This window comes from Azospirillum agricola, assembly GCF_017876095.1.
In the GTDB taxonomy this organism is placed as follows: domain Bacteria; phylum Pseudomonadota; class Alphaproteobacteria; order Azospirillales; family Azospirillaceae; genus Azospirillum; species Azospirillum agricola.
The window spans coordinates 193,202-215,688 of sequence record NZ_JAGINM010000006.1 but is presented as its reverse complement, the minus strand read 5'-3'; the positions used below and the strand labels follow the sequence as shown (position 1 = coordinate 215,688).

At 70.2% G+C, this 22,487-nt stretch carries 18 protein-coding genes; 13 read left to right on the top strand and 5 right to left on the bottom strand.

Features of this window, described 5'->3' with window-relative positions:
- The first annotated feature begins 2 nt into the window (after positions 1–2).
- Both J2847_RS11055 and J2847_RS11050 read left to right on the top strand, forming a co-directional pair.
- Complete coding sequence (locus tag J2847_RS11055) at positions 3–1,151, top strand: efflux RND transporter periplasmic adaptor subunit (RefSeq protein WP_209779031.1); 1,149 nt, start codon at positions 3–5, stop codon at positions 1,149–1,151.
- Positions 1,148–4,276 carry an efflux RND transporter permease subunit gene (locus tag J2847_RS11050; RefSeq protein WP_209779030.1) on the top strand — a complete coding sequence of 1,043 codons (3,129 nt, stop codon included), beginning with the start codon at positions 1,148–1,150 and terminating at the stop codon, positions 4,274–4,276. Before J2847_RS11055 ends, J2847_RS11050 begins: the two co-directional genes overlap by 4 nt.
- A gap of 126 nt (positions 4,277–4,402) precedes the next feature.
- Here the strand turns inward: J2847_RS11050 and J2847_RS11045 are convergent, their stop codons facing one another.
- Positions 4,403–5,785 (bottom strand): esterase-like activity of phytase family protein, encoded by a 1,383-nt coding sequence (locus tag J2847_RS11045; RefSeq protein WP_209779029.1) that lies wholly within the window; start codon positions 5,783–5,785, stop codon positions 4,403–4,405.
- 233 nt (positions 5,786–6,018) lie between these two features.
- On the opposite strand from J2847_RS11045, the gene purT reads away from it, so the two are divergent.
- A complete protein-coding gene (gene purT / locus J2847_RS11040; RefSeq protein ID WP_209779028.1) occupies positions 6,019–7,188 on the top strand; it encodes a formate-dependent phosphoribosylglycinamide formyltransferase in 1,170 nt (389 codons plus the stop codon).
- A gap of 60 nt (positions 7,189–7,248) precedes the next feature.
- On the opposite strand, the gene J2847_RS11035 is transcribed toward purT, so the two are convergent.
- A complete protein-coding gene (locus J2847_RS11035) occupies positions 7,249–8,010 on the bottom strand; it encodes an IclR family transcriptional regulator (protein WP_085557651.1) in 762 nt (253 codons plus the stop codon).
- Between the two features lie 214 nt (positions 8,011–8,224).
- On the opposite strand from J2847_RS11035, the gene J2847_RS11030 reads away from it, so the two are divergent.
- The 4 genes from J2847_RS11030 (at position 8,225) to J2847_RS11015 (ending at position 13,112) form a co-directional block, all read left to right on the top strand.
- Entirely contained in the window at positions 8,225–9,451 is a 1,227-nt protein-coding gene (locus tag J2847_RS11030) for an ABC transporter substrate-binding protein (protein WP_209779027.1), read from the top strand.
- A gap of 198 nt (positions 9,452–9,649) precedes the next feature.
- Complete coding sequence (locus tag J2847_RS11025) at positions 9,650–11,134, top strand: aldehyde dehydrogenase (protein WP_209779026.1); 1,485 nt, start codon at positions 9,650–9,652, stop codon at positions 11,132–11,134.
- A 31-nt stretch (positions 11,135–11,165) separates the two neighbouring features.
- The gene (locus J2847_RS11020; protein WP_085557648.1) at positions 11,166–11,936 is read left to right on the top strand and encodes an SDR family NAD(P)-dependent oxidoreductase; all 771 of its coding nucleotides are present in this window, start codon (positions 11,166–11,168) and stop codon (positions 11,934–11,936) included.
- Positions 11,937–12,002: 66 nt separating this feature from the next.
- Positions 12,003–13,112 carry a CaiB/BaiF CoA transferase family protein gene (locus J2847_RS11015; RefSeq protein ID WP_209779025.1) on the top strand — a complete coding sequence of 370 codons (1,110 nt, stop codon included), beginning with the start codon at positions 12,003–12,005 and terminating at the stop codon, positions 13,110–13,112.
- A 15-nt stretch (positions 13,113–13,127) separates the two neighbouring features.
- Here the strand turns inward: J2847_RS11015 and ypfJ are convergent, their stop codons facing one another.
- Positions 13,128–14,003 carry a KPN_02809 family neutral zinc metallopeptidase gene (gene ypfJ / locus J2847_RS11010; protein ID WP_209779024.1) on the bottom strand — a complete coding sequence of 292 codons (876 nt, stop codon included), beginning with the start codon at positions 14,001–14,003 and terminating at the stop codon, positions 13,128–13,130.
- Between the two features lie 211 nt (positions 14,004–14,214).
- Here ypfJ and J2847_RS11005 point away from each other — a divergent pair, with 211 nt between their 5' ends.
- Positions 14,215–15,540, top strand: a complete 1,326-nt coding sequence (locus J2847_RS11005) for a solute carrier family 23 protein (RefSeq protein ID WP_209779023.1) — start codon at positions 14,215–14,217, stop codon at positions 15,538–15,540.
- Between the two features lie 44 nt (positions 15,541–15,584).
- Here the strand turns inward: J2847_RS11005 and J2847_RS11000 are convergent, their stop codons facing one another.
- Together J2847_RS11000 and J2847_RS10995 are read right to left on the bottom strand one after the other, a co-directional pair.
- Entirely contained in the window at positions 15,585–16,376 is a 792-nt protein-coding gene (locus J2847_RS11000) for an HNH endonuclease family protein (RefSeq protein ID WP_233474441.1), read from the bottom strand.
- 179 nt (positions 16,377–16,555) lie between these two features.
- Positions 16,556–17,485 carry an NAD-dependent epimerase/dehydratase family protein gene (locus tag J2847_RS10995; RefSeq protein ID WP_209779022.1) on the bottom strand — a complete coding sequence of 310 codons (930 nt, stop codon included), beginning with the start codon at positions 17,483–17,485 and terminating at the stop codon, positions 16,556–16,558.
- 333 nt (positions 17,486–17,818) lie between these two features.
- On the opposite strand from J2847_RS10995, the gene J2847_RS10990 reads away from it, so the two are divergent.
- The 5 genes from J2847_RS10990 to dxs all read left to right on the top strand — a co-directional run bounded on the left by J2847_RS10990 (position 17,819) and on the right by dxs (position 22,397).
- On the top strand, positions 17,819–18,046 hold the full coding sequence (locus J2847_RS10990; protein WP_085557642.1) for a sulfurtransferase TusA family protein: 228 nt from the start codon (positions 17,819–17,821) through the stop codon (positions 18,044–18,046).
- 171 nt (positions 18,047–18,217) lie between these two features.
- Positions 18,218–19,147 (top strand): histone deacetylase family protein, encoded by a 930-nt coding sequence (locus J2847_RS10985; RefSeq protein WP_085557641.1) that lies wholly within the window; start codon positions 18,218–18,220, stop codon positions 19,145–19,147.
- A 139-nt stretch (positions 19,148–19,286) separates the two neighbouring features.
- On the top strand, positions 19,287–19,559 hold the full coding sequence (locus J2847_RS10980) for an exodeoxyribonuclease VII small subunit (RefSeq protein ID WP_209779021.1): 273 nt from the start codon (positions 19,287–19,289) through the stop codon (positions 19,557–19,559).
- 37 nt (positions 19,560–19,596) lie between these two features.
- Positions 19,597–20,463: a polyprenyl synthetase family protein gene (locus tag J2847_RS10975; protein ID WP_209779149.1), complete on the top strand. Its 867-nt coding sequence runs from the start codon at positions 19,597–19,599 to the stop codon at positions 20,461–20,463.
- Between the two features lie 20 nt (positions 20,464–20,483).
- Positions 20,484–22,397, top strand: a complete 1,914-nt coding sequence (gene dxs / locus J2847_RS10970) for a 1-deoxy-D-xylulose-5-phosphate synthase (protein WP_209779020.1) — start codon at positions 20,484–20,486, stop codon at positions 22,395–22,397.
- The last annotated feature ends 90 nt before the right edge of the window (positions 22,398–22,487 follow it).

Sequence of the window (22,487 nt, the reverse complement as noted above, 5' to 3'; positions counted from 1 at the left end):
GTATGACCGGGATGCGCTTGGCGCGCGGCGGCGTGGCGGCGATCGGGCTTCTGGCCCTGGCCGCCGGCCTGAGCGGCTGCAAGGAAACCCATTCCGCCGCCGCCCCGCCGGAAGCGGAGGCGCGCCCCGTCCGCGTCGCCACCGTGGCGCTGGAGCCGGCCACCGACAGCGTCCGCTACCCGGCCGTCATCCGCCCGCGCGTCGAGGCCGACGTCGGCTTCCGCGTCGGCGGCAAGGTGATCGCCCGGCTGGTCGAGGTGGGCGCCCGCGTCGAGCCCGGCATGGCGCTGGCGAAGCTCGACCCCACCGACCTGCAATTGCAGATCAAGGCGTCGCAGGCGCAGCTCGCCTCCGCCCGGTCCGACGCCGCCAACGCCGGCGGCGACTTCGCCCGCTACTCCAGCCTGCGCCAGGGCGAATGGACGACCCGCCAGGAGTACGACCGCCGCAAGACCGCGCTCGACAAGGCCGAGGCCCGCGTCCGCGAGGTCGAGGCGCAGCTCCGCGTGCTGACCAACTCGGTGCAGTACGCGACGCTGGTCGCCGACGAGGCGGGAATCGTCACCGCCACGCTGGTCGAGCCGGGGCAGGTGGTGGCGCAGGGCCAGACCGCGCTGCGCGTCGCGCGGCTGGGCGCCGTCGAGGCGGTCGCCAACATCCCCGAGCAGCAGCTCGGCGACCTGCCGAAGCGCCGCCTGTCGGTGGAGCTGTGGGCGCAGCCCGGCAGCGCCGTCCCCGGAACCCTGCGCGAGCTGTCGCCGAGCGCCGACCCCGGCACCCGCACCTATCAGGCGAAGATCACGCTCGACAATCCGCCGCCCGGACTCCAGCTCGGCATGACCGCGACGGTCACGGCGGCGCTGGACCATGGCGGGCTGGTCGCGCGGCTGCCGATCAGCGCGCTGACCCAGCGGGAGCAGAAGCCCGCCGTCTGGGTGCTCTCGCAGGCGGCGGGCTCCCAGGCGGGCCCCCAGGGCGACGCGCATGCGGCCGGCACGCTGGAGCTGCGGCCGGTCGCCGTCGCCGCCTACGCCGGCGACCTCGCCATCGTCGCCGGCGGGCTGAAGGACGGCGAGCGCGTCGTCACCGCCGGGGTCCACAAGCTCGACGCCGGCCAGAAGGTCCGCGTCTGGACGGAGCCGGCGCGATGAACCACAACCGGGGCAACCTGTCGGCCTGGGCGCTGTCGCACCGCACGCTCGTGCTGTTCATGATGCTGGCCAGCGTGCTGGCCGGCGCGCTCGCCTACAAGACCCTCGGCCGCGCCGAGGATCCCTCCTTCACCTTCAAGGTGATGATCGTCCAGACCCAGTGGCCGGGCGCCACCGCCCGCGAGGTCGAGCAGTTCGTCACCGACCGCATCGAGAAGAAGCTGGAGGAGGTGCCCTACTACGACGTCGCGCGCAGCTACTCCAAGCCCGGCGAGTCGGTGGTCTTCGTCCAGCTCAAGGACTACACCCCGCCGAAGATGGTCCCCGACCTGTGGTACCAGGTGCGCAAGAAGATCGGCGACATCCGCGCCACCCTGCCCGACGGGGTGATCGGGCCCTTCTTCAACGACGAGTTCGGCGACGTCTATTCCGCCATCTACGCCTTCAGCGGCGCCGACTTCACGCCGGCCCAGCTCAAGAAGGTCGCCGAGCAGACCCGCGCCCGCCTGCTGAAGCTGCCCGGCGTCGAGAAGGTCGAGCTGATCGCCCCGCAGGAGGAGCGCGTCTACGTCGAGATCTCCAGCCAGCGGCTCGCCAGCTTCGGCCTGCCGGTGGAATCGGTGATCCAGGCGCTCCAGCGCGAGAACGCCGTCGCGGCGGCCGGCGACGTCGACACCGGGTCGCAGCGTGTCTATGTCCGCGTCGACCTCGGGCTCGACACCGCCCAGTCCGTGCGCGCCATCCCGGTCGAGGTCAACGGCCGCATGCTGACCATCGGCGACGTCGCCGAGGTCAAGCGCGGCTACGTCGAGCCGCGCCGCTACACCCTGCGCCACAACGGCCAGGACGCCATCGGGCTGGGCGTGGTGATGGCCAAGGGGGGCAATGTCCTGCGCCTGGGCGAGCAGCTCCACGCCGCCATGGAGAAGGCACGCGCCGAGCTGCCGGTCGGGCTGGAGGTGGCGCAGATCGCCGACCAGTCGCAGGTCGTCGAGCATTCGGTCGGCGAGTTCATGGAATCGCTGGCCGAGGCGCTGGCCATCGTCATCCTGGTCAGCCTCGTCAGCCTGGGCTGGCGCACCGGCATCGTCGTGGCGCTGGCGGTGCCGCTGGTTCTGGCGATGACGCTGGTGGCGATGCAGATCCTGCACATCGATTTGCAGCGCATCTCGCTGGGCGCCCTCATCATCGCGCTCGGGCTGCTGGTGGACGACGCCATCATCGCGGTGGAGATGATGGTGGTGAAGATGGAGCAGGGCTGGGACCGGCTGCGGGCCGGCGCCTTCGCCTACACCTCCACCGCCTTCCCGATGCTGAGCGGCACGGTGGTGACGGCGGCCGGCTTCGTGCCGGTCGGTTTCGCCGCCTCGGCGGCCGGCGAATACACCAACTCGATCTTCTGGGTGGTGGCGCTGTCGCTGATGCTGTCCTGGGTCGTCGCGGTGATCTTCACCCCCTATCTCGGCTACCTGCTGCTGCCCAAGCCCAAGCATGTCGTCGCCGAGGGACACGAGCTGGAGATCTACGACACGCGCGGCTACCGCATCCTGCGCTCGCTGATCACGGCCTGCGTGCGGGCGCGCTGGCTCACCATCGGCGCCACCGTGGCCGCCTTCGTCGTGGCGCTCGTCGGCTTCGGCCATGTCCAGCAGCAGTTCTTCCCCAGCGCCAGCCGGCCGGAGCTGCTGATCGACATCCGGCTCGCCGAGGGTTCCTCCTTCGAGGCGACCTCGGCCGAGGTGAAGAAGCTGGAATCGGTGCTCGCCAAGGATCCGGACGTCGATTACTGGGTGGCCTACACCGGCGGCGGCTCGCCGCGCTTCTACCTGCCGCTCGACCAGCAGCTCCAGACCGCCAACTTCGCCCAGTTCATGGTGATGACCAAGGGGCTGAAGGAGCGCGAGACCTTCATGCAGCGGCTGGAGCCGACGCTGGAGGCCGACTATCCGGCCGCCCGCATGCGCATCGGCCGGCTGGAGAACGGCCCGCCGGTCGGCTACCCGGTGCAGTTCCGCGTCACCGGCGACGACCCGGCGACGATCCGCAAGATCGCCTACCAGGTGCGCGACACCATGCGCGCCCATCCCAACACCGCCAACGTCCATCTGGATTGGGACGAGCTGTCCAAGCGCGTCCGGCTGGAGGTCGACACCGCCAAGGCCCGCGCGCTCGGCGTGAGCAAGCAGGATCTGTCCAACGCCCTGCAACTGCTGCTCAACGGCATGGCCGTCACCCAGTACCGCGAGGGGACGGAGCTGATCGGCGTCCTGCTGCGCACCACGCCCGACGAGCGGATGGACCTGTCGCGGCTGGGCGAGCTGAACGTCCGCACCGCCAAGGGCACCGCCGTGCCGCTCAGCCAGATCGCCAGCGTCCGCTACGAGCTGGAGGAGCCGGTGCTGTGGCGCCGGGCGCGCGAGACGACGATGACGATCAAGGCCGACGTCACCGGCGGGCTCCAGGCCCCCGTGGTCAGCACGCAGCTGAACGCGACGCTGGACACGCTGCGCGCCACCCTGCCGGACGGCTACGCCATCGCGCTCGGCGGCGCCATCGAGGAGAGCGCCAAGGGCCAGGATTCGATCAACGCCATGATGCCGGTGATGCTGCTGATCATGGTCACCACGCTGATGCTGCAATTGCAGAGCTTCTCGCGGGTGTTCCTGGTGCTGCTGACGGCGCCGCTCGGGCTGATCGGGGTCACGGCGTCGCTGCTGCTGTTCAACCTGCCCTTCGGCTTCGTGGCGATGCTCGGCGTGATCGCGCTGGCCGGGATCATCATGCGCAACTCGGTCATCCTGGTCGACCAGATCGAGCAGGACATCCGCTCCGGCCGCTCCCGCTGGGACAGCATCGTCGAGGCGACGGTGCGCCGCGCGCGCCCCATCGCGCTGACGGCGGCGGCGGCGATCCTCGCCATGATCCCGCTGACCCAGAGCGTCTTCTGGGGCCCGATGGCGGTCGCCATCATGGGCGGTCTGGCGGGAGCGACGGTGCTGACGATCTTCTTCCTGCCGGCGCTCTACGCCGCCTGGTTCCGCGTGCCCCGCCCGCAGGCGGAAGAGGCGGAGGACGAACGGGACGGGATGGGCCACGCCCTGCCCAGCGGCGCGATGGGGGACTGAGAGGGAAGGGGGCTTCCCATTCGTCATGACCGGGCTTGTCCCGGTCATCCACGCGCAACCCTGTGCACGACGATTTGCGGCCGTGGATGCCCGGCACAAGGCCGGGCATGACGTCTGAGAAGTGCTTTACTTCGCCTTCAGGAAAGCCTCGACGTTCAGCAGGACCAGTTCGTTGTCGTCCGCCGCGTTGGGCTCGCGGCTGCTGGAGAAGGGCAGGTTGTTGTCGTTGCCGACGACGATGCGCTGGCCGTCCACCACGTCGACGTTCTCGATGGTGAAGAAGGGGAAGGTCAGGACGCCGTCGTTCAGCGGCTTGCGCGCTTTCCTGTTAGGATCGGCGATGCGCATCAGGTCGATGTAGCCGATCTTGCGCAGCGGGCCGCCGGCGTTGGCGTCGGTCAGTTCCACCTTGTAGACGCGCTTGAACTGGGCGATGCCGGAGAAGCAGTTCGTCGTCGGCTGGCCCTGGGCGCAGGCCTTGTCGGCGGTGCCCTCGCCGTTGTCGCGCTCGATGATCAGGCCGGTGGTGGCGTCGATCATGTTGAAGTCGCCGATGGCGTTGCCGTTCTTCTCGAGCACATACTGCCAGGAACGGCCGGTCCAGGACTCCTTGGCAACGTCGAACTCCAGGACGCGCAGATACTCCTTGCCGTCGGCGGTCTTCTCGAAGGTCTTGCCGTCGGCGTTCCACACCGGGCCTTCCAGCAGCGGGTAGAGGAACTTGCCGTCCGGCGAGGAGGCCATGCCCTCGAAGCCCTTGGAGCGGCGGATCTGGAAGGCGACGCTGTCGGCCGGGCTGGCCGGGGTGGTCACCGCCGGGTGGTCGGGCGAGCGCACCACCTTGCCGTCCACCTGGGTCTCGTACACCGCCTGGACGCGGCCCTTCCGATCGGCCTTGATCAGGAAGGGACCGAACTCGTCGCCGATCCACAGGGAATCGCCGATGATCTGGAAGCTCTCGGTGTCGAAGTCCGAGCCGGTCAGGTAACGCGTCTCCGTCCCCTCCTGGACGATGCGGAAGGGCACCTTCCTGTCGGGGTCGTGCAGGAAGACCGTCTCCTTGCGGTCGAAGGCGCCGGTCGCGAAATCGACCGCGTAGCGGTTCAGGTACAGCATGCTGTCGGGCGAGTTGGCCTTGGAGCCGAAGCCGTTGTCGGTCAGGATCCAGAAGCTGCCGTCGGCCATCCGCTTGATGCCCGAATGGCCCTGGAGCGGCTGGCCGGCGAAGGGAAGCGAGACGCCGGTCGGGCGGTCGGCCGACTTGCCCTCCACCGTGCCGATCGCCTCGACGCGGCGGCCGTTGGTGAACTTGCCGGAGACCTTCAGGTCGGCCGGGGCGTCGGCCGGGGCCTCGACGAAGCTCTTGGCCGGCAGGAGCGCGTGGCCTTCGAGCGTGACCGGGAATTCGGCGGGGGCGGCGGCCGGAGCGGAGGTTTGCGCGGAGGCGATTGCGGGCACCAGCGACAGGGCGATCAGGGCCGCTCCCATCAGGGAGACGTTGCGGACCATGACGAAAGCTCCACGAAGGGTTTGGGGCAGGGGAGGGGGAGGCCCCTTATCCCCTCGGCGTGTGTCGGCCGCGTGGTGGTTTCGCTATGGATTTGTGAAGCTTGAGCGCGGATGGAAGGGATGGGGCGGCCATCGCCATCGCGGCGGCGGCGGTGTATGAAGGGCGCATCCCAACCGCGGGCGCCCCGGCGAGGCTCCCGCACCCCATCCGCACCCCCCAGGGAGCCCCTCGCATGTTCACCGCCAAGATCCTCCTCCTCGGTTCCGGCGAACTCGGCAAGGAATTCGTCATCGCCGCCAAGCGGCTCGGCTGCGAGGTGATCGCCTGCGACAGCTACGCCAACGCCCCGGCCATGCAGGTGGCCGACGCGGCGGAGGTCTTCTCCATGCTCGACGCCGACGCGCTGCGCGCCGCCATCGCCAGGCACGCGCCCGACTTCATCGTGCCGGAGGTCGAGGCGATCCGCACCGAGGTGCTGCACGAGTTCGAGGAGGCCGGGACGACCGTCGTCCCCTCGGCCCGCGCCACCACCATGACGATGAACCGTGACCGCATCCGCGAGGTGGCGGCCACAGAACTCGGCCTGCGCACCTCCAAGTACCGCTACGCCGAAAGCCTGGAGGAGGTGCGGGCGGGTGCCGCGCACACCGGGCTGCCCTGCGTCATCAAGCCGGTGATGTCCTCGTCGGGCAAGGGCCAGAGCACGGTCCGCACGGAGGCGGAGCTGGAGGCGGCCTGGGACTACGCGGTCGCCAACATGCGCGGCGACCGCCGCAAGGTCATCGTCGAGGAGTTCGTCGCCTTCGAGTACGAGATCACCCTGCTGACCGTGCGCACCCGCGACGGCGTGCTGTTCTGCGAGCCGATCGGCCACCGGCAGGAGCGCGGCGACTACCAGGAATCCTGGCAGCCGGTCGCCATGCCCCAGCGGCTGCTCGACGATGCCAAGGCAATGGCGACGCGGGTGGTCGACAATCTCGGCGGCTACGGCATCTTCGGCGTCGAGTTCTTCGTCACCGCCGACGAGGTGGTCTTCTCCGAACTGTCGCCGCGCCCGCACGACACCGGCATGGTGACGCTGATCTCGCAGAACCTGTCGGAGTTCGACCTGCACGCCCGCGCCATCCTCGGTCTGCCGATCCCGCGCGTCACCGTGCATGCCCCGGCGGCCTCCGCCGTGATTCTCGCCGACCGCGAGGCCGAGCGCTTCGCCATCGAGGGGCTGGCCGAGGCGCTGCGGGTCGGGACGGACGGGCACGACGTCGACGTCCGCCTGTTCGGCAAGCCGACGACGCGCAGGAACCGCCGCATGGGCGTGGCGCTGGCGCTCGGCACCTCGACCGACGACGCCCGCGAGCGCGCGCGCCGCGCTGCCGACGCGGTCACCATCCGCTATTCCTGAAGTCGAATCTTCTGCCCGGCCGGTCCGGGCAGGGGGCAGGTCCGGTTGACCGGCCCCGGCTCAGCGCGTGTCCGCGGGGATGCCGGCCTGGAGGTCCGCGTCATAGGCGGCGATGACGCGCCGGATCGTCTCCGCGGTCTCGGGCCGGCGGTCGAGGCAGCGGGAGACCGGACCGGCCACCACGACCGACAGCCGGCGGTCGCCGATCCGCAACGGCAGCGACACGCCGGCGAGGTCGGGGATGTATTCCGAACAGCTCTGGTGGTAGCCGCGCTCCTGCGCTTGGCGCAGTTCGCCCTCGATGGCCTGCGCGTCCACCGGGGTCGTGTCCGAATAGAGCTGGAACGAGAATTTGCGGTAGATGGCCCGCCGTTCCTCCGGAGAGAGCTGGGCGAGGATCGCCCGGCCCACCGAGCTGGCGTAGGCCGGCACCCGGTCCCCCACCTCGGCGTGGTAGCGGACCGAGTGGTTCGATTTCACCACATGCATGAACATCGCGAATTCGCCGCTGAGCGCGGCGATCGCCGTCGTCTCCCCGGTTTCGCGGGCGATGTCGGCGACCAGCCGGTGCGCCGCCTCCGGAAGCGGCTCGGCGTCCGACACGCGCTGCACCAGATTGAGCCAGCGCGGGGTCGGGTAATAGCCCGCCCGCGGGCGCGGCTCGTACAGATACCCCTTCTCGACGATGGTGCCGACAAGGTTGAAGGTGCTCGACCGTGGCCAGCCCAGATCGTCCGAAATTTCGGCGAGCGTGGCGGGGCGCAGGCGCTGTGAAAAATATTCCAGCAAATCCAGGACGTTGGCAGCCTGCTTCACACTCATGGGTCGCATTGTCCGGTCAGTGGCACGCCTCGTTCTTGTACCCGAGCGCGGGCCGTCGGCGCAAGCCGAATGCGCCGATAAATTCCTTTACAGGATTTTTTAATTCACATACAAGAATTGCATGCTGACGCAGCAATCGGGATCGCTCCATATTCCAGCGTTTGCCGTCCGCGTGAAACCACCGGAACCAACATCATAAATAGGGAGGACAACCATGTCGTCACTTCGGCGCGGAACCGCGATGGCCCTGGCTCTCTCCGCCGTCCTGGGCGCCAGCCCCGCCGCCATGGCGCAGGTGCCGGTCAAGCTCGGCGTGCTGGCGGACATGTCCGGCATCTTCTCCGACATCGGCGGCAAGGGCGCCATGGAAGCGACCCTGATGGCAGTGGAGGATTTCCGCAAGCTGCCGGGCGCCGACGCCCTCAAGATCGACGTGGTGTCCGCCGACGCGCTGAACAAGCCGGACATCTCCAGCGGCATCGCCCGGCAATGGTTCGATTCCGAGGGGGTCGACGCGTTGGTCGACCTGCCGACCAGCGCCGTGTCGCTCGCCGTGGCGCCGCTGGTGAAGGAGAAGAACAAGGTCGCGCTGTTCACCGCGTCGGGCACCTCGGAACTCACCGGCAAAGCCTGCACGCCGAACTCCGTGCACTGGACCTACGACACCTGGGCGCTCGCCCACGGCACCGCCGACGCCATCGTCAAGGGCGGCGGGAAGTCCTGGTATTTCCTGACCGTCGATTTCGCGCTCGGCCATTCGCTGGAGCGCGACGCGACCTCGGTCATCAACGCCAGCGGCGGCAAGGTCGCCGGTTCCGTCCGTCACCCGACCGACACCAAGGATTTCTCCTCCTACCTGCTCCAGGCGCAGGCGTCGAAGGCGCAGGTCGTGGCGCTGGCCAACGCCGGCGGCGACACCATCACCGCCATCAAGCAGGCGTCGGAGTTCGGCATGGTCGAGAGTGGCCAGACGCTGGCCGGCATGCTGCTGTTCATCTCCGACATCCATTCGCTGGGGCTGGAGACGGCGCAGGGGCTGCAACTGACCACCGGCTTCTACTGGGACCAGAACGAGAAGACCCGCGCCTTCGGCAAGCGCTTCGCCGAGCGCATGAACGGCCGCTACCCGACGATGAACCAGGCCGGCGCCTATTCGGCCTCGCTCGCCTATCTGAAGGCGGTGGCGAAGGTCGGCTCGGCGAAGGACGGAGCCGCCGTGGTCAAGGCGATGCGCGAGGCCGGGCCCTTCGAGGATCCGCTGTTCGGCACGACCCAGCTCCGCGAGGACGGCCGGGTGACGCACCCGATGATGCTGGTCCAGGTGAAGAAGCCGGCGGAATCCAAGGGACCGTGGGATTACTACAAGGTGCTCGCCACCGTCCCCGCCGACCAGGCCTTCCGCCCGCTGAAGGACAGCGAGTGCCCGCTGGTCGGGAAGTAGGCCGGTCCGGCCTCCCCGAAAGCGTCATGCCCGTGCTTGGCACGGGCATCCACAGGCAAGCCCGAGGTTTCCGCGTGGATGACCGGGACAAGCCCGGTCATGACGGAAGGGCCTGCGCGCCAACCGTTTCCGCGCAGGTTCCGACAGGCCTCCGCACGCCCGCTCCCAACGACACACCATAAAAACCGAGAGGGACGCATGGACAGCATCGCCCGCTACGAGCATCTCTACATCGGCGGCGCCTGGGTCGCGCCGGAGGACGGGGGGCTCATGGAGAGCGTCGACCCGTCGGTCGGCCGTCCCTGGGCCGTCGTGGCCTATGGCGGCAAGCGCGACGTCGACAAGGCGGTCGCCGCCGCCCGCGCCGCGCTGGACGGCCCCTGGGGCCGCATGCCCGGCCACGAGCGCGCCGCCCTGATCCGCCGCTTCGCCGACCTCTACAAGGAGCACGCCCGCGCGCTGGCCGTGCTGGAAACCCGCGATTCCGGCCGGGCCCTGCGCGAATCCCTGGCCGACATCTCAGGCCATTCCAACGCCTACCATTGGTGGGCGTCGCTGGCCGACAAGAACGCCGGCCGCACCATTCCCTTCGACGACAGCGTCCACGCCTTCACGTCCCGCGTGCCGGTCGGCGTCGTCGGCGCCATCACGCCGTGGAACGTGCCGCTGATGGCCGCCCTGTGGAAGCTCGGCCCGGCGCTCGCCGCCGGCTGCACCGTGGTCCTCAAGCCGGCCGAGCACACCCCGGTCACCTCGCTGGAGCTGGCCAAGCTGTTCGACGAGGCCGGCTTCCCGCCCGGAGTCCTCAACGTCGTGCCGGGCTACGGCAAGGACGGAGCGGGCGAGCATCTCGTCGCCCATCCCGGAATCGACAAGATCGCCTTCACCGGCGAGGGCACCACCGCCAAGTCGATCCTGCGCGCCGGCGCCGAGACGATGAAGCGCTTCACCTTCGAGCTGGGCGGCAAGTCCCCCCACATCCTGTTCGCCGACACCGACCTGGAGCAGGCGCTCAACGCCGCGACCAACTCCGCCTGGACGCTGTGCGGGCAGAGCTGCGCGCTGGGATCGCGCGTGCTGGTGCAGCGCCCCGTCTACGACCGCGTCGTCGAGGCGTTCGTCGAGCGCGCCGGCCGCGTGCGGGTCGGGCTGCCGCTCGACGAGGCGACCCACATGGGGCCGCAGGCGCACGAGGAGCAGCTCGCCAAGACGCTGTCCTACATCGACATCGGCCGGAACGAGGGCGCCGAGCTGGTGACCGGCGGCCGCCGTCTGAACGGGCCGGACCACGCCGCCGGCTATTTCGTCGAACCGACCGTCTTCGCCAACGTCTCCAACGACATGCGGATCGCGCGGGAGGAGATCTTCGGCCCGGTCGCCTCGCTGATCCCGTTCGATGACGAGGACGAGGCGGTGGCGCTCGCCAACGACACCGCCTACGGCCTGACCGCCGGGCTGTGGACCGGCGACGTCGGCCGCGCCCACCGGGTGTCGAGCCGCATCCGCGCCGGCATGGTCTGGGTCAACACCTACCGCTTCATCCGCTGGTCGACCCCCTACGGCGGCTTCAAGGCGAGCGGCTGGGGCCGCGAGAACGGGATCGAGGCGCTCGATTCCTACCTGGAGACGCGCACCACGGTGATCAGCACCACCGGCCGCTTCCCCGACGCCTACGCCCGCTGACCCTTCAAATTCAAAACAGAGAGTTCCGATCATGCGTCTTGCCAACAAGCTCGTCGTGGTGACGGCCGCCGCCTCCGGAATGGGCCGGGCGGGCGTCGAGCTGTTCCTGAAGGAAGGCGCCCGCGTGGCGGCCATCGACATCAACGCCGACGCGCTGGCCGGCCTGAAGGCCGACATGCAGGCCCTTGGCCACGAGGTCGCAACCATCCAGGCCGACCTGTCCCGCCCCGAGGCGATGCGCGGCTCGATCAACGAGGCGGCCGACCGGCTCGGCGGCGTCGACGTGCTGTGGGCGCACGCCGGCATCCCCGGCCCCGGCGGCGTCGAGAATCTCGACCTCGCCGCCTACGACCAAGCGATCGCGCTGAACATCACCTCGGCCACGCTGGCGGCCGGCGAGGTCATTGGCCACATGCGCAAGCGCGGCGGCGGTTCGCTGGTGTTCACGTCCTCGGTGTCGGGCCTCGTCGGCTCGATGTTCAGCCCGGTCTATTCGGCCGCGAAGTTCGCGGTGGTCGGGCTGACCAAGTCGCTGGCCCAGCGCTTCGCCGCCGACGGGGTGCGGGTGAACGTGGTGTGTCCGGGGCTGGCCGACACGCCGATGAAGCTCGGCTTCACCGGCCGTTCCGGCATCGCCGCCGAGGCCGCCGCCAACCAGGAGCGCATGCTCGCCGCCGTGCCGATGGGCCGCCTGTGCAAGGCCGAGGAGGTCGCCCACGCGGTGCTGTGGCTGGCGTCGGACGACGCGTCCTTCGTCACCGGCGTGGCGCTGCCGGTGGACGGCGGCTTCACGGCGCGCTGAAGGGAGGGGGGCGTGTCTTCGCCCCCTCGCCCCCGCCTTCCCGATACCCAGGACGGAGACCACGCCATGGCCGGGCCGCTCGACGGCATCACGGTGATCGACCTCAGCACCGTGATCGCCGGACCCTACGCCAGCCAGATGCTCGGCGATTTCGGCGCGCGGGTGATCAAGATCGAGCCGCCCGGCGGCGACATCATGCGCGCCCCCGGCCCCGCCCGCTCGCCCGGCATGGGCGCCGCCTTCCTCAACTGCAACCGCAACAAGGAGAGCCGCATCCTCGACCTCAAGGACGCCGGCCAGCGGGCGGAGCTCCTCGACCTGCTCGACGGGGCGGACGTGCTGCTCCACAACATGCGGGCGTCGGCGATCGGGCGGCTCGGGCTCGGCTATGAGGCGCTGCGCGGGCGGTTCCCCCGGCTGGTCTATTGCGCGATCGTCGGCTACGGCCAGGACGGCCCCTACCGCGACCGGCCGGCCTACGACGACGTCATCCAGGCGGAGGCCGGCTGGGCGGAACTCTACGCCCGCACCGGCGGCGAGCCGCGCTACGCCCCGACCATCGTCGCCGACAAGACCACCGGCCTGCACGCGGTGGCGGCGATCAACGCGGCGCTGCTGGCCCGTTCGGTCTCCGGCGCCGGTCAGGCCGTCGAGGTGCCGATGTTCGAGGTGATGGCCTCCTTCCTCGCCGTCGAGCATCTCGCCGGACGCACCTTCCGGCCGCCGCTGGGGGACAGCGGCTACAGCCGCGTCCTGTCGGCGCACCGGCGGCCCTACCGGACGCGGGACGGCCATGTCTGCGTGATGCCCTACACGGCGACCCACTGGCGGGCCTTCTTCACGGCGGCAGGGCGGGAGGACTGGGCGGCGGACGCGGCGCTCGGATCGGACTCCGCGCGGGCGGCGATGATCGGCGCGCTGTACGAGCGGCTCGCCGGCTGCCTGCCGGCGGAAACCACCGGCCACTGGCTGGCGCTGCTGCGCCGTCTCGACATCCCCTGCGCGCCGGTCAACTCCATCGAGGATCTGATGGAGGACGAGCACCTGAGGGCCGTCGGCTTCTTCCAGGAGGTCGAGCACCCGAGCGAGGGCGCCGTGGTGAACGCCCGCGCGCCGGTCCGCTTCTCCGGGACCCCCTGCGCTCCGGCCCGTCCGGCGCCGCCGCTCGAACGCTGAGCCTGAAGGCTGAGCCTACAGGCGGTCGGCGGCGAAGGTGTCGCACTGCCGCAGTTCGCCGCCTTGCAGGCCGGTGCGGAACCAGCGGACCCGCTGCTCGGAGCTGCCGTGGGTGAAGCTGTCGGGCGAGACGGTGCCGCGCGCCTGCCGTTGCAGCCGGTCGTCGCCGATGGCGCTGGCGGCGGTCAGCGCCTCCTCGACGTCGCCGGGCTCCAGGATGCGGCGGTCGCGGTTGGCGTGGTTGGCCCACAGCCCGGCGAAGCAGTCGGCCTGCAACTCCAGCCGGACCGAGAGCGCGTTCGCCTCCCGGCGGTCGCCGGAGCGCCGCTGCGCCGCCTCCACCTTGTCGGAGATGCCGAGCAGGTTCTGCACATGGTGGCCGACCTCGTGGGCGATGACGTAGGCCTGGGCGAAGTCGCCGGGTGCCTGGAAACGGTCGCGCAGCTCCCGGTAGAATCCGAGGTCGATGTAGACCTTGCGGTCGGCCGGGCAATAGAAGGGGCCCATCGCCGCCTGGGCATTGCCGCAGCCGGAGGCGACGGCGCCGGTGAACAGCACCAGCGTCGGATCCTGGTACTGCCGGCCCATCTGCTGGAACAGCCCGCGCCAGGTGTCCTCCGTGTCGGCCAGCACAACGGAAACGAAGCGGCCCAGCTCGTCGTCGGGCGCGCTGCCGGGCGGGGCGTTGCGGACGTCGGCCGTCCGCGTTTCCGGCTCGCCGCCGTTCAGCAGGACCGTCGGATCGACGCCGAGGAACAGCGACACGACGACGAGCACCAGCACCCCGCCGACCCCGAGTCCGCCCACCCCGATGGGGAGACCGCCGCCCCCGCCGAATCCGCCGCGCCGGTCCTCGACATTCCCGCTCTCCCGTCCGCCTTGCCAGCGCATGACCGTGCCTCCGCCGCGTGTTCGTGCAGACGAAACCCGGCCGGCGGGCCGGCGTTCCACGCCCCACCCGTTTGAACCCCCGCCTTCCTTGCGCCGCCGTTCGGCCGTCGCAGCCAGAACGTTGACGGTGCCTGGGCTTCCCGGCAATTTCCCCGGCCAGCGCGCCTCGATCCCCACGGCGCGGCATCCTACAGCCCCGAACAGGACCTCCATGGCAGATTTCTTCCCGCGCTGGCCGCTTGCGGCCGGCCCCGTCGTCCAGCCGGACGAACGCCTTCCCTGGGGCTCGACGGCCACGCTCGGCGTCCAGCATCTCGTCGCCATGTCCGGCTCGACCATCCTCGGGCCGCTGCTGATGGGGTTCGATCCGAATCTGGCGATCCTGTTCTCCGGCATCGGCACGCTGATCTTCCTCGTGCTGACCGCCGGGCGGGTGCCGAGCTATCTCGGCTCCTCCTTCTCGTTCATCGCCGTGGTCATCGCGGTGACGGGGTACGGCGGCCAGGGGCCCAACCCGAACATCGGGCCGGCGCTGGGCGGCATCATCGCGGCCGGCGTGCTCTATGTCCTGATCGGCCTGCTCGTGACCTGGACCAGCACCGGCTGGATCGAGCGTCTGATGCCGCCCGCCGTGACCGGGGCGGTGGGGGCCGCGATCGGCCTCAACCTCTCGCCGGTCGCCGTCAAGGGCATCGAGGGGACCGGCCCCCACACCCTCGTGGCCCTGTTCACGCTGGCCGCCACCGCCCTTGTCGCGGTCTACGCGCCGCTCGCCATCCGGCGGCTGTCGATCCTGACCGGCATCGCGTCCGGCTACGTCTTCTACCTTGTCCTGGCGAACGGATTCGGCCTGCTGCCGCCGGTGAGCTTCGCGGAGCTTGCCGCCGCCCCATGGTTCGGCATGCCGGCCTTCCGCACGCCGACCTTCGACGCCGGGGCGATGGCGCTCGTCGCCCCCATCGCCTTCATCCTGGTCGCCGAGAATCTCGGCCACATCAAGGCCATCGGCGCGATGACCGGGCGCAACCTGGACCGCTTCATCGGCCGCGGCTTCATCGGCGACGGCATCGCCACCATCGTCTCGGGAAGCGGCGGCGGCACCGGTGTCACGACCTATGTCGAGAACATGGGCGTGATGGCGGTGACGCGCGTCTTCTCGACGCTGATCTTCGTCGTCGCCGCCGTCGCGGCGATCCTGCTCGGCTTCTCGCCGAAGTTCGGCGCCCTGCTGCGGACCATCCCGGCGCCGGTGCTGGGCGGGCTGGCGACCGTCGTCTTCGGCCTGATCGCCGCGGCGATGGTGCGGCTGTGGGTCGACAACCGCGTCGATTTCTCCGACCCGCGCAACCTGATCACGGTCGGCGTGACGCTGGTGCTCGGCGCCGGCGACTTCACCATCTCCGCCAGCGGCTTCTCCATCGGCGGGATCGGCACCGCGACCATCGCGGCGCTCGGCCTCTACCAGCTTCTCGGGATCGGGCGCCCGCGCGAGGAGCCGCATGTGGACGCCCAGGCGGCATCCACCACGCTCCACTGACGCGCACGCCCCGCTGAGACGCCGGCCCGGACCGGGCCGGCGTCTCAGCGGGCGGAGCGGCGGCAGTCGGCCAGGATGTTGCCCACCGTCACCCGCTCCCGCTCGTCCATCGCCAGTTCCCAGCGGGCCTTCACGGCGATCCAGTCGGCAACGTACAGGCAGATGCCGTCGCGCTTGGGCGGCAGCCAGTCCTCCGGCCCCTTGGAGCCCTTGGCCCGGTTGGCCTCGCGGCTGGAGGCCAGCAGGGTCAGCGGGTCGGTCAGGTCGTTGGCGTAGGCCGCCCGGCGCTCGCGGGTCCAGCCATAGCCGCCGCTGGCGTAGGCTTCCTCCAGCGGCACCCGGTGGTCGATGTCGACCTGTCCCGGATCGGTGAAGCGCTCGCCGGTGTAGGGGTCGAGCCAGTCGCCCGACAGCACCGAGCAGCCGTTCCGCGACAGGGTGGCCGGGCGGCGGGAATCACGGATCAGCACCTGCTCGCGGGCGTTCAGGCAACCACGATCGGGGGCGATCCAGTGCGGCCACTCCTCCCGGACATAGCCGCGCCGCCGCTCCTCCTCGACCCGGATGCCGTCGAGCAGCGCCTGCGTCCGGTCGAAATCGATGCGGTCGGACGAGCGCGCCACGACCGGCGGCGGAGCCGGCGTGTGGCCCCGGCCGCCGCGCGGCTTCTTTTCCTCCTGCCCGAGCAGGCTCTCCAGCGTGCCGGCGGGCAGCAGGTGCAGCCGCTCCGCCAGGGCCAGCGCGGCCAGGACCGCCAGCACGGTGAACAGGCCGCGCAGCGTCAGCGACCGGCCCCTGCGCGGCATCCCACCCGACTTGTTCCATCGCACCGCCATGCGCCGTCCCGTCCTTTTGCATATCGGGCGATGTTATGACGCCCGGACGGCCGAAGCACAAACTCTCTGGGACAGGATCCCTAAGGTTTCGTGCGTCTAATAAGAAACGCACGAAACCTCAGCCTTTTGATGACGAGCGGATTCACGCTCCAAACCGATTCCGGTTTTCCGCGATCCGCTTAGGGCATCCGGCCGGTCAGGGTGGCGCTCAGCCCCTGGAGCAGCCCAACCTGGCAGACCGTGTCGAAGGTCGCCCGCATCAGAGACGGGTCGCCGATCGACACCCGGATGTCGCCGGCCCGTGCCGGGCTGTGGCGGCGCGGCACGCGGGCACCGCACAACTCCTGCAACACCTCCAGCAGCATGACCAGCGAGGTCGCCCGCCCGGTGCACAAATTGTAGACCGGAGCGCCCAGGCCGCGCCGCTCCATCGCCAGCGCCAGGATGCGCACCACGTCGCCGACGAAGACGAAGTCGCGCACCTGCTGGCCGTCGCCGTGGATCTCGATCTCCTCGCCGCGCGCCACCCGGCGGGCGAAGATCGAGATCACCCCGGAATAGGGCGACAGCGGATCCTGGCGCGGGCCGTAGACGTTGAAGAAGCGGAAGCCCACCGTCGGCACGCCCTGGATCGTCCAGGCGATCCTGGCGTGCATCTCGCAGCCCAGCTTGTCCACACCGTAGGCCGACAGCGGGCGGGGCAGTTCGTCCTCGTTCAGCGGGGTGGCCGGGTTGTTGCCGTAGACGGCGGCCGACGAGGCGTAGACCACCGGCACCGGCCCGCCGTTCCGGGCGTCGCGCGCCGCCTCGAACACGGTGACGGTGCCGAGCAAGTTGGTGCGGTGGGTTTCCGCCCACAGCTCGCGCGAGCGCTGGACCGAGGCGACGGCGGCGAGGTGGAAGATGCCGTCAACCCCCTCGGCGGCGTGGCGCACCGCATCGGGGTCGGCCACGTCGCCGACGACCAGCCGGGCGGCGGCGGGCTTGTTCTCCAGCCGGCCGCTGGACAGGTTGTCGAGGATCGTCACCCGGTGCCCGTCGGCGAGCAGCCGGTCGGCCAGATGCGACCCGATGAAGCCGCAGCCGCCGGTGATGAGGTGATGCGCCATGGTCTCCGCCTTCCGTGGATGCCTGACTCATGGTCGGCATGCGGGCAGCGGAGGACCAGAGCATCTTCGGGGTGAGCCGGCGGCCCAGCCGGGACAACGGGCGCGCCGTTCGGGCACCCCTTTCGACGAATCGGCCAGGCCGCCCCGTGTGACGGATTTCGGACAGGCGTTGCCGCTGGTTCAACAGGCTTATCCACGGCTTTGTCCACCGTTCTGTGGATAAAATCGGTCAAGCGCGGCGCTGTCGCGGGCGCGGCCATCCACGCGCCATCGTCCGGGCGCCGCCGCCCTTGCGCGTGGACAGCGGGCGGCCTGCCGGTTAGCATCCCCTGCATGACCGATCATCCGTTGAACACCAAGGGCTTGCAGTGCCCCCTGCCGGTCTTGCGCGCGCGCAAGATGATGAAGGCCATCGCCGTCGGCGACACGCTGACCGTCGAGGCCACCGACCCCGGAGCGCTGAAGGATTTTCCCGCCTTCTGCGAGGCCACCGGCCATCGCCTGCGGTCGAGCGGCGAGGAGGGCGGGGTCTACCGTTTCGTCATCGAACGGATGGCCTGAAGGACGGTCCGCGGGACGGTTCGGAGGGACCCTGCATACGTGAAGATGCGGATGGTTGGCTGTGACGAATCGTCCTGGAATCGGCCTGTACTTTGGGGGGCGATCCGGGAAGAATGGTCGGCGGAAACGTCCCGACCATCCCGAACGCCAACAAAAACGACCGAAACCGCCATGTTCACCACGCTGTTCACCCACGCGGCCTGCCTGGACCATGACACGGGCCTGGGGCATCCGGAATGCGCCGACCGCCTGCGCGCCGTGCTCGCCGCGCTGGAGACCGAAGAGTTCCACATGCTCGAACGGCAGGAGGCGCCGCGCGCCACGGTCGAACAGCTTCTGCGCGCCCACCCGCAGGCCCACATCGACCGGGTGATGGCGTCGATCCCCGCCGCCGAGCACGCCGGCATCGACGGCGACACCGTGGTTTCGCCCGGCTCGGGGGAGGCGGCGCTGCGCGCCGCGGGCGCGGTGGTGGCGGCGGTGGATTCGGTGGCGACCGGCCAGTCGCGCAACGCCTTCTGCGCCGTCCGCCCGCCGGGGCACCACGCCGAGCGGGAGAAGGCGATGGGCTTCTGCCTGTTCAACAACGCCGCGGTCGGCGCCTACCACGCGCGCGCCGCCCACGGGCTGCAACGGGTCGCGGTGATGGATTTCGACGTCCACCACGGCAACGGCACCCAGGACATCTTCCAGTTCGACGCGGACATGCTCTACTGCTCGACCCACCAGTCGCCGCTCTACCCCGGCACCGGCGACGCGGGCGAAAAGGGCGAGTACGGCAACTGCGTCAACGCGCCGCTGCCGGCCATGGCGGGGTCGCCGGAGTTCCGCCACGCGATGACCCACACGGTGCTGCCGGCCATCGACCATTTCAAGCCGGACCTGCTGATCATCTCCGCCGGCTTCGACGCCCATTCGCGCGACCCGATGGCGGCGCTGCACCTGATCGACGACGATTTCGTCTGGGCCACCCGCAAGCTGGGCGAGCTGGCCCGCACCCATTGCGGCGCCCGCATCGTCTCGGTGCTGGAGGGCGGCTACAACCTGCGCGCCCTCGCCTCGGCCAGCGCCGCCCATGTGCGCGAACTGATGTATTGCTGAGGGGAAGGGGGGAGGGGGTCCCGCCGGCCCCTCCTGACCGCATAGACCGCAAGGGCAAGCCGTTGGCACGCCACGGCCCTTGCACACGGCGAGGGGCGGGCCTAACTTCGCGGACGAAGGTCCACCACGGTTTCGCCCCATGCCCCCCTCCGCCGTCCCGTCCCCCACCGCTCCCATTCCGCCCGACATCGCCGCCCTCAGCTTCGAGGATGCCCTGGCCGAGCTGGAGCGGATCGTCCGCCAGCTCGAAGAGGGGCGCGGCAAGCTGGACGACGCGATCTCCTCCTACGAGCGCGGCACCGCCCTGAAGCGCCATTGCGAGGCCAAGCTGCGCGAGGCGCAGGCCAAGATCGACCGCATCACCGTAAGCGCCGACGGTTCCATCGGCAGCGAACCCGCCCGGATCGACTGACGTGCAGACCACTTCGAAGGCCGCCCTGAAGGCGGCGATGAGCGAGATCGCCCGCGCCGTGGAGGATACCATCGGCCGGCTGCTGCCCTCAACCGATCTGGCCGAGGCCCGGCTGTTCGACGCCATGCGCTACGGCAGCCTGAACGGCGGCAAGCGGCTGCGGCCCTTCCTGGTCATGCAGTCGTCGGCGCTGTTCGGGGTCAACCCCGATTGCGCCATCCGCGCCGCCGCGGCGGTCGAGATGGTCCACAGCTATTCGCTGGTCCACGACGACCTGCCGGCGATGGACGACGGCGAGCTGCGGCGCGGCCGCCCGACCTGCCACCGCCAGTTCGACGAGGCGACCGCCATCCTGGCCGGCGACGGGCTGCTGACCTTCGCCTTCGAGGTGCTGGCCGATCCCGCCACCCACGAGGATCCGAACATCCGCTGCCAGCTCGTCACCGCGCTAGCCAAGGCTGCGGGCGGCCACGGCATGGTCGGCGGCCAGATGCTCGACCTGATCGCCGAGCACGAGAGCTTCGACCTCGGCACCACCACCCGGCTCCAGCGCATGAAGACCGGCGAGATGATCGCCTTCTCCTGCGAGGCGGGCGGCATCCTCGGCAAGGCCAACCCGCCGCAGCGCACGGCGCTGCGCGCCTACGCCCATGACCTCGGCCTCGCCTTCCAGATCGTCGACGACCTGCTCGACGTCGAGGGCACGGCGGAGGAAACCGGCAAGACGGTCGGGCGCGACGCCCAGGCCGGCAAGGCCACCTTCGTGTCCATCCTCGGCCGCGAGCGCGCCCGCGCCCAGGCCGAGATGCTGGCAGCCCAGGCCGCCGCGCACGTGGACATCTTCGAGGGGCGTGCCGACATGCTGAAGGCGGTCGCCGATTTCGTCGTCGACCGGCGCGCCTGAGCCGAAAGGACCGTGACCCCGTGACCGCCACCAAGACCCCGCTGCTCGACCTCTGCCCGACGCCCGCCAAGCTGAGGGGCCTCAAGCCCGAGCAGCTCCGCCAGTTCGCCGACGAGCTGCGCACCGAGACCGTGGACGCCGTGTCGGTGACCGGCGGCCATCTCGGCGCCGGGCTGGGGGTGGTCGAGCTGACGGTGGCACTCCACTACGTCTTCAACACGCCCTATGACCGGCTGATCTGGGACGTCGGGCACCAGTGCTACCCGCACAAGATCCTGACCGGCCGGCGCGACCGCATCCGCACGCTGCGCATGGGCGGCGGCTTGAGCGGCTTCACCAAGCGCTCGGAGAGCGAGTACGACCCGTTCGGCGCCGGCCACAGCTCGACCTCGATCTCCGCCGGGCTCGGCATGGCGGTGGCGAGCCGGCTGAAGGGCGAGCGCCGCAACGTCGTCGCGGTGATCGGCGACGGCGCGATGAGCGCCGGCATGGCCTACGAGGCGATGAACAACGCCGCGCCGACCAAGTCGCGGCTGGTGGTGGTGCTGAACGACAACGACATGTCGATCGCCCCGCCGGTCGGCGCCATGAGCGCCTACCTGTCGCGGCTGATCTCGTCGAAGCCCTATCTCAGCCTGCGCCACCTCGCCAAGGAGATCGCCGACCAGCTGCCGCGCCCGCTGCGCACCGCCGCCCGGCGGGCGGAGGAGTACGCGCGCGGCATGGTCACCGGCGGCACCCTGTTCGAGGAGCTGGGCTTCTACTACATCGGGCCGATCGACGGGCACAACCTCGACCATCTGCTGCCGGTGTTGCAGAACGTGCGCGACGCCGACGACGACAAGCCGGTGCTGATCCACGTCGTCACCAAGAAGGGCAAGGGCTACGCCCCGGCGGAGGCCTCGGCCGACAAGCTGCACGCGGTCGCCAAGTTCGACGTGGTGACCGGCGCCCAGGCCAAGCCGAAATCCAACGCGCCGACCTACACCCGCGTCTTCGCCCAGTCCCTCATCACCGAGGCGGCGGCCGACCCGGCCATCGTCGCCATCAACGCGGCGATGCCGTCGGGCACCGGGCTGGATCTGTTCGCCGAGCGCTTTCCCGACCGCTGCTTCGACGTCGGCATCGCCGAACAGCACGCGGTGACCTTCGCCGCCGGCATGGCGACCGAGGGCTTCAAGCCCTTCTGCGCCATCTACTCGACCTTCCTCCAGCGCGCCTACGATCAGGTGATCCACGACGTGGTGCTGCAACACCTGCCGGTGCGCTTCGCGCTCGACCGCGCCGGGCTGGTCGGGGCCGACGGGGCGACCCACGCCGGCTCCTTCGACGTCGCCTTCCTCGGCTGCCTGCCCGACATCGTGCTGATGGCGGCGGCGGACGAGGTGGAGCTGATGCACATGGTCGCCACCCAGGCCGCCATCGACGACCGCGCCTCGGCGCTGCGCTACCCGCGCGGCGAGGGGGTGGGGCTGGAGATGCCGGATCGCGGGTCCGTCCTGCCGCTCGGCAAGGGACGCATCTTGCAGGAAGGCGGCAAGGTCGCCATCCTCAGCTACGGCGGCCGTCTCGCCGAGGCCCGCAAGGCGGCGGCCGAGCTGGGCGCCCGCGGCCTGTCGACCACGCTGGCCGACGCCCGCTTCGCCAAGCCGCTCGACGAGGATCTGGTCCGCCGCCTCGCGCTGGAGCACGAGGTGCTGATCACCATCGAGGAAGGGTCGGTCGGCGGCTTCGGCAGCTTCGTCCTGCACTTCCTGGCGACCTCCGGCCTGCTGGACGGCGGGTTGAAGATCCGGCCGTTGGTCCTACCCGATGTTTATCTCGACCATGATTCGCCGGCCAAACAGTATGAGACCGCCGGGTTGAGCGCGCGGCACATCGTCGCGACCGCGTTGCAGGCCCTCGGAATCGAAAGCGCCGCAGCGCGAGCATAACCGGCCGGCCCGCTCTCCTGATTTCTCGTATCGGCCCCCGCATCCTCTCCGGATGCGGGGGTTTCCTTTTGGCGAATCGCCTTTTCACGC

Excerpts from the sequence above, each read along its gene's own strand:
- J2847_RS10995 (WP_209779022.1), bottom strand. The coding sequence starts at position 17,485 with ATGGCGCATCACCTCATCACCGGCGGCTGCGGCTTCATCGGGTCGCAT.
- purT (WP_209779028.1), top strand. The coding sequence starts at position 6,019 with ATGTTCACCGCCAAGATCCTCCTCCTCGGTTCCGGCGAACTCGGCAAG.
- J2847_RS10990 (WP_085557642.1), top strand. The coding sequence starts at position 17,819 with ATGACCGATCATCCGTTGAACACCAAGGGCTTGCAGTGCCCCCTGCCG.
- J2847_RS11005 (WP_209779023.1), top strand. The coding sequence starts at position 14,215 with ATGGCAGATTTCTTCCCGCGCTGGCCGCTTGCGGCCGGCCCCGTCGTC.
- J2847_RS11050 (WP_209779030.1), top strand. The coding sequence starts at position 1,148 with ATGAACCACAACCGGGGCAACCTGTCGGCCTGGGCGCTGTCGCACCGC.
- J2847_RS11015 (WP_209779025.1), top strand. The coding sequence starts at position 12,003 with ATGGCCGGGCCGCTCGACGGCATCACGGTGATCGACCTCAGCACCGTG.
- J2847_RS11035 (WP_085557651.1), bottom strand. The coding sequence starts at position 8,010 with ATGAGTGTGAAGCAGGCTGCCAACGTCCTGGATTTGCTGGAATATTTT.
- J2847_RS11000 (WP_233474441.1), bottom strand. The coding sequence starts at position 16,376 with ATGGCGGTGCGATGGAACAAGTCGGGTGGGATGCCGCGCAGGGGCCGG.
- J2847_RS10980 (WP_209779021.1), top strand. The coding sequence starts at position 19,287 with ATGCCCCCCTCCGCCGTCCCGTCCCCCACCGCTCCCATTCCGCCCGAC.
- ypfJ (WP_209779024.1), bottom strand. The coding sequence starts at position 14,003 with ATGCGCTGGCAAGGCGGACGGGAGAGCGGGAATGTCGAGGACCGGCGC.
- J2847_RS10985 (WP_085557641.1), top strand. The coding sequence starts at position 18,218 with ATGTTCACCACGCTGTTCACCCACGCGGCCTGCCTGGACCATGACACG.
- J2847_RS11025 (WP_209779026.1), top strand. The coding sequence starts at position 9,650 with ATGGACAGCATCGCCCGCTACGAGCATCTCTACATCGGCGGCGCCTGG.
- J2847_RS11030 (WP_209779027.1), top strand. The coding sequence starts at position 8,225 with ATGTCGTCACTTCGGCGCGGAACCGCGATGGCCCTGGCTCTCTCCGCC.
- J2847_RS11020 (WP_085557648.1), top strand. The coding sequence starts at position 11,166 with ATGCGTCTTGCCAACAAGCTCGTCGTGGTGACGGCCGCCGCCTCCGGA.
- J2847_RS10975 (WP_209779149.1), top strand. The coding sequence starts at position 19,597 with ATGAGCGAGATCGCCCGCGCCGTGGAGGATACCATCGGCCGGCTGCTG.
- J2847_RS11045 (WP_209779029.1), bottom strand. The coding sequence starts at position 5,785 with ATGGTCCGCAACGTCTCCCTGATGGGAGCGGCCCTGATCGCCCTGTCG.
- J2847_RS11055 (WP_209779031.1), top strand. The coding sequence starts at position 3 with ATGACCGGGATGCGCTTGGCGCGCGGCGGCGTGGCGGCGATCGGGCTT.